This is a genomic window from Bacteroides sp. AM32-11AC (assembly GCF_003603515.1).
In the GTDB taxonomy this organism is placed as follows: domain Bacteria; phylum Bacteroidota; class Bacteroidia; order Bacteroidales; family Bacteroidaceae; genus Bacteroides; species Bacteroides uniformis.
This window is the reverse complement of the sequence record NZ_QTNH01000030.1, coordinates 1-6,639: the sequence shown is the minus strand read 5'-3', so window position 1 is coordinate 6,639 and position 6,639 is coordinate 1. Positions and strand designations below refer to the sequence as shown.

Below are 6,639 nucleotides of genomic sequence, written 5' to 3'. Positions count from 1 at the left end.
TACAAGAAATATCTTGAACTGGCAAAACTTGCTGAAACCATCAAATAATCTAATTATTATGAATATGAATAAAATTTTTCCTTTAAGTCTCGGACTTGGTGTCCTGCCGCTATGTGCCTATGCAGGACACGACAACGCAGAGAAAGCCAAACCCAATGTCATCATCCTGAATGTCGACGACCTGGGTTACGGGGATATAGGATGCTATGGGGCCACCAAAGTGAAGACTCCGAATATCGACCGTCTGGCTGCAGAAGGGCGTAGTTTTTTGGATGCCCACTCTTCATCGGCAGTATCTTCCCCTTCGCGCTATGGGTTGATTACCGGTGAATATCCCTGCCGTAATGACATGTGGGCACCTATCTTTTTGAATGAGGTATTGCATGTGGATACCGCCCGTACTACCATAGCCGATGTGATGAAACGTTCAGGATATGCAACGGCCATTGTCGGGAAGTGGCATTTGGGATTTCAGACCGAGAAGCCTATGGACTGGAACAAGAAACTCTACCCCGGGCCTCTGGAACTTGGATTTGACTATTATTTCGGTGTGCCCATTCTGAACAGCCATCCGCCTTTTGTATATGTGGAAAACCATCACGTGGTCGGGTATACTCCGGATGATCCTTTTGTGAGAGGCGAACGTGCCGAGACTGCCGAGTTTGACGAGAAATTCGGTTTGAAGGATATCGGAGGTGCCGTTGCCGCCCACCGTCTGTACAAAGACCGTGAAGTGGGTACTACCTTGAAAAACAAGGCTGTGGAATGGATCAGGGGACATAAGGACGGACCGTTCTTCCTTTATTATGCGACGACTAATATTCACCACCCCTTTACACCCGCCGAACGTTTTGTGGGCAGCAGTGAAGCCGGTCCTTACGGTGATTCCATCCACGAACTGGACTGGATTGTCGGGGAAATCATGAAGACGCTTGAAGAGGAGGGATTGGCTGACAATACCCTGTTCATATTTACCAGCGACAATGGTCCCATGATGAACCGTGGCGGCCAGGAGGCATGGCGGCGCGGCCACCACATGAGCGGGAAACTGCTTGGTTTCAAGTTTGAGGCCTGGGAGGGCGGTCACCGGATTCCCATGATTGTGAGGTGGCCGGGAAAAGTGCCTGCGGGAAGTACCTCGGACATGTTGTTGAGCAATGTCGACCTGCTGGCCACACTGGCGGCATTGGCCGGTTATGATCTGAAGGACGGTGACGGTCCCGACAGCTTCAACATGCTTCCCGCTTTTGTAGGGAATCCGAAAAGGCAGATTAGGGACCACATCATTATTTGTCCTTCCAGTAAACGCCACATGTCTATCCGCAAGGATGAATGGGTGTATATTCCTGCCCGCAACGGTGGCGGTTTCGGCGGGAAGAAGATAGGGGATCATGCCTTTGGCGGTGCTGCTGTATTCCAGTTGACCCATCAGGTGAACAGTGATATCGAGAATGCGAAGGTAAAACCGGATGCCCCCAAAGGACAATTGTACAACCTTGAGAAGGATCCATATCAGACGATGAATGTCTACAACAAATATCCGAAAGTAGTTAAAAAAATGGCCAGACTATTGGATAGAAAGGTAAACAGGCAAAATTCTACGAGAAAATAACCTTTTAATTTATTTTACTAATTTTTAATTTGTCAACATTATGAAAAATGCAATCAAAACATGGCTTCTTCTGCTGTTTTTAGCTTGTTTTATCACAAGTGCGGTACAAGCCGGAAAGAAAGAGGTGTTGCAGGGAAGAACCCTTACTGGAGTGGTGCTGGATGAGCAGGGACTGCCCGCCATCGGTGCCAATGTCCTGGTCAAGGGTACCACTATCGGCGTTGCTACGGACGCGGACGGAAAATACAGAATCGAAGTCCCTCGGGGAAACCAGACCATTGTCTTCTCATACGTCGGTTACCGGACCCGAGAAATCACCTATAAAGGACAAGCATCTCTAAATGTAAGTTTGGAACCGGATTCTGAAATTTTGGACGATGTGGTCGTAGTCGGATACGGGGTTCAGAAAAAGGTGAACTTGACGGGAGCCGTAGGATCGGTAGAAGGCGATAAGTTGGCTTCAAAGGCTGTAGGAAACGTCACGTCGGCTTTGGCCGGTCTGGTTCCGGGACTAAAGGTTATGAACCGAGGGGGACAACCCGGTGCTGATGGTGCAACTTTAAATATTCGTGGTTTCGGGACTCCATTGGTGTTAGTAGACGGTATCGAACAAGATTTCGGTTATATGGATCCCAATGAGATTGAAAACATTTCAATTCTAAAAGATGCTTCGGCTGCGATATACGGTTCCCGAGCTGCCAATGGTGTTATTTTGGTTACTACTAAAAGAGGAAAGAAAGGAGCACCCAAGTTTAACTTAAATGTCAATGCCGGATTCTCTGCTCCTACACGAATTATTGAAATGGCAAGTTCAGGTTTATATGCAGAATTGATGAACGAAGCAAATGTTGTTAACGGAGATAATCCTACTTATACACCGGAAGAGGTAGCAAAGTTTTATGCAGGCACAGATCCCCGTTATCCAAATACTAATTGGCGAAAAGAGACTTTGAAAAGTATTTCTCCCAAATATGATATAAATATGGGTGTTCGTGGAGGTGGAGATAAAGTCTCTTATTTCTTGTCTTTAGGTTATTTGAACCAGAAAAGTTTGCTGCGATCAGATGATATTAATTTTAATAGAATTAGTTTCCGCTCTAACATTGATGCACAGATAAACTCGGTATTGCGTCTTTCTGCAGATTTTAGTGGAAGGTTGGAGTATAGAGAAAGACCAGGTAGAGGTATGGATGTGATTATGCAAGCTGTTCAGGCAGCTCATCCCACTGTACCAGCTTATTGGCCGGATTCTTCTAAACCGACAAATCCCGGTTATGATGGACGCTGGGGAAATCCTTTAGCTATATCAGAACGTGATTATTCAGGATATTCAGATACAGATTTTAGCTCAGTAAGAGGCACTTTTTCTGCAAATTTAAACTTTAATAAATGGGTGAAAGGATTGTCGGCTGATGGAAAATTTGATTATCGTTTAAATAACAACTTTGTCAAGACATTTAATACAAGCTTTGACTATCATGACTATAATTATGATACAGAAGAATATACTGTAATAGGAACATTTAATGGTGGAAAGAATTCATTAAGAGAAGAATATGCAAAAGATTGGTTATGGTATTCAATGTTCAAATTGAATTATGACCGTATTTTTGCCGAAAAGCATCATATCACAGGTTTGGCTTTGGTGGAAGCGCAAGCTAGTAAAAATGATAACTTTTTTGCTTACCGGGAAGGTTTTATTTCTACGGAAGTAGATGAAATGTTTGCTGGTTCGGATGAAAATAAAAATAATGGAGGAGGAGCTTCAGAAGGTGGACGTATGTCGTATGTCTTTAAGTTAGGATATGGTTATGAAAATCGTTATTTGGTTGATTTTGTAGGACGTGTAGATGGTTCTGCCAAATTTTATAAAAGTAACCGTTGGGGATTTTTCCCAGGAGTGTCTGCCGCATGGCGCATCAGCGAAGAGCCTTTCTTTAAAGAAAACCTAAGAAATGTAGATAATTTGAAATTACGTTTCTCTGTAGGTCAAGCTGGAGATGAAGCAAATGTAAGCTTTAATTATCTAACAGGGTATATGTTTGGAAATAGTTATATTTTTGATACAGGAGAAGCTATTAATAAGGGATTAAAATCCAAAGGACTTGCAAATAAGAATGCAAGTTGGGCAGAAACTACGACTTACAACATTGGTGTTGATTATTCAATTTTTAACCGTAAGTTTTACACAGAATTTGATGTGTTCTATCGTTTGAAATCCAAAATGTTAGCCACCCGGGCACAGAGCCTGCCCAGCACGTTTGGTGCCTCCTTGCCAGAAGAAAATATCAACAAGCAAAATACCCGTGGATTTGAATTGATGTTGGGACACGCTAACAAAGTCGGTGATTTGATTTATGATCTTCGTGCAAATGTTTCTTGGGCACGCTCTAAATGGGTGCATTACGACGAGGTAGAGCGTACAGATCCGGAACAACAGCATCGATACGACCTCACAGGAAAATGGACTAACATTGCATGGGGATATGAAGCTGACGGATTATTCTCTTCGCAAGAAGAAATTGATGGTTGGGCAGACATTACTAATGGAGCAAATAATAATGTAATCAAGCCTGGCGATATTCGTTATGTGGATCAAAATAAAGATGGAGTTATCAATTGGAAAGACGAAATACAGATAGGTAAAAATGCCAATCCGGAAATATTTTTCGGATTGAATGGAGATTTTACTTATAAGAATTGGTCATTGAATGTTTTATTTCAAGGTGCTTCTAATTATTCTGTATTCAATAGTGATCAGTTTGTAATGCCTTTTGGAGATAATATGACCCCTTATGCTTTTTGGGAAAAACGTTGGACAGAAGATAATCCGAACCCTAATGCAGAATTACCTCGGTCAAGGTTTTCAAAAGGACATCCAAATACATATCAATCCACATTTTGGGTACAAAAAAATGCTTATTACATTCGTCTAAAGAATATACAATTAAATTACACATTTCCTAAAAGTTGGACTCAAAAGTCTGGGATAAATAATCTTAGATTATTTCTTAGTGGAAATAATTTATTGACATTTACAAATGTGAAATATAAAGATCCAGAATCAGATACGAAAAACGGTTGGTATTATCCACAGGTAAAAACATTCACTGCGGGAGTTAGTATGAATTTTTAATATGAATAAAATATGAAATTGCGATATTTTGTTTTGTTGCTTTTAGCAAGTTTAACCAATTCATGTAATGTTTTGGATAAAGAACCTATTGATATCATTTCGGATGCAACAGTATGGAATGATGAAAATTTAGCAGATGCTAATTTGACCCACTTATATGGGGTAACTAATGTAAATGGAGTTTTTGATGGTCAATGTAAATTAAATGTGATTACAGATGAAGCTCGCACTTGTTTTGGGTGGAGCTCATTACTGAATACATTTACTTTGGGAATAATAACTCCGGATAATATAAGTGATGATTATTATATTGGCATGTGGAGTTATAATGTTATACGTGGATATAATGAATTCTTGTTAAATATGAAAAATAGTACTCTGGATGAGAATTTTAAAAATCGTCGTATGGCTGAATGTCGCTTTTTGCGAGCACTGCATTATTTTAACCTTGCCATGAGATTGGGTGGTGTACCTATTATCACTGAACCTCAGCAAATAGGAGACGAAGATATATATCCTTTCAGAAATACAGAGAAAGAAGTATATGAGTTTGTGCGTAAAGAGTTGGATGAAATCATTGATATTTTACCTCCTTCTTATGACGCAGCGAATAAAGGACGTGTCAGTCGCTTTGCTGCATTGGCTTTAAAGAGCCGTGCTATGTTGTATGCAGGTAGTATTGCCCGTTATGGAAAGATGGATTTGGATGGTATTTTAGGAGTACCTGTTACAGATGCAGATTTTTACTTCGAGGAGTCTTACAAAGCTTCTAAAAGAATATTAGCAGAAGGTGGGTTCAGTTTATTCAAGAAATATGATGACAAGAGTAAAAATTATCAATATTTGTTTTTAGAAAAAGACAACAATGAGGTTATTTGGGCTAAAAAATTTACTCAAAAGGATTTGGGACAAGATTATGATTACAATAACCAACCAATATCTTATAAACCTTGGATTGCCAGTATCACAAACCCGACTTTAGAAATGATAGATGCTTATGAATTTATAGATGGAACTCCTGGAAGCTCTATAAATTACAATCAAGAGATAGATACCAAAGAACTATATAAAGATAAAGATCCACGCTTTCATGCTACAATTTTGTATAATCAAGCTTTTTGGATTGACACCCCTGTGGAAACGCATTATTTTACTATTAAAAGTAATATAAACACAGATAAGAGAGATAATAGTTTGTCTGGAAGAGGAAAAGATGTGAATAACACAGCGGCAGGTGCTACTCAAACCGGATTTTGTGTAAAAAAATATTTGAAAGAAGAGAGAGGAATTCCTGGAGGAGGCATGTCTGATACTGATTTTATTATTTATCGCTTGGGTGAGATTTATCTAAATTTGGCAGAAGCTGCTTTTGAGTTAGGTGGTGCTAATCGGATTGAGGAAGCAAGGGTGGCTGTCAATGAGATACGAAAGAGGGCAGGTATGCCTGAACATACTTCTATTGATTTGGAGAAAATACGGCATGAACGGAGGATAGAATTGGCTTTTGAAGGTATCCGTTTTTGGGACTTACGCAGATGGCGTACTGCCCATACACAACTTACAGGTGTCTTCCATCGTTTGAAGGCTTATTATATAAAAGAGCGAAACACATTTGGTTATCTGATTGAGAATTGTCAAGGGAATGCAAAGCGGTTATTTGCTGAACATCATTATTACTTGCCTTTACAGCGTAAACATGTGACAGAAAATTCGAATTTAAAGCAGAATCCAGGATATCAATAAATAATGCATAAAGTTTATAGAGTTAATTACAATTAAATAAATCATAAAAGTATGAATAAATTTTATTTGTGCCTTATCGGTCTTTTATTGGGATTAAACATGAGCTATGCGCAGACCAATATGTCTAGTGAAATGTATGACCTTGCCA

Annotated in this window: 3 protein-coding genes; all 3 read left to right on the top strand. The window is 39.9% G+C overall.

The features are described from left to right. Positions 1–64 precede the first annotated feature (64 nt). The 3 genes from DW800_RS19340 to DW800_RS19330 are packed head-to-tail and all read left to right on the top strand — an operon-like array spanning position 65 to position 6,491. The gene (locus DW800_RS19340; protein ID WP_117704159.1) at positions 65–1,612 is read left to right on the top strand and encodes a sulfatase family protein; all 1,548 of its coding nucleotides are present in this window, start codon (positions 65–67) and stop codon (positions 1,610–1,612) included. 40 nt (positions 1,613–1,652) lie between these two features. Continuing rightward, positions 1,653–4,748 carry a SusC/RagA family TonB-linked outer membrane protein gene (locus tag DW800_RS19335; RefSeq protein ID WP_117704158.1) on the top strand — a complete coding sequence of 1,032 codons (3,096 nt, stop codon included), beginning with the start codon at positions 1,653–1,655 and terminating at the stop codon, positions 4,746–4,748. Between the two features lie 12 nt (positions 4,749–4,760). Then, a complete protein-coding gene (locus tag DW800_RS19330) occupies positions 4,761–6,491 on the top strand; it encodes a RagB/SusD family nutrient uptake outer membrane protein (RefSeq protein ID WP_117704157.1) in 1,731 nt (576 codons plus the stop codon). Positions 6,492–6,639 lie beyond the last annotated feature (148 nt).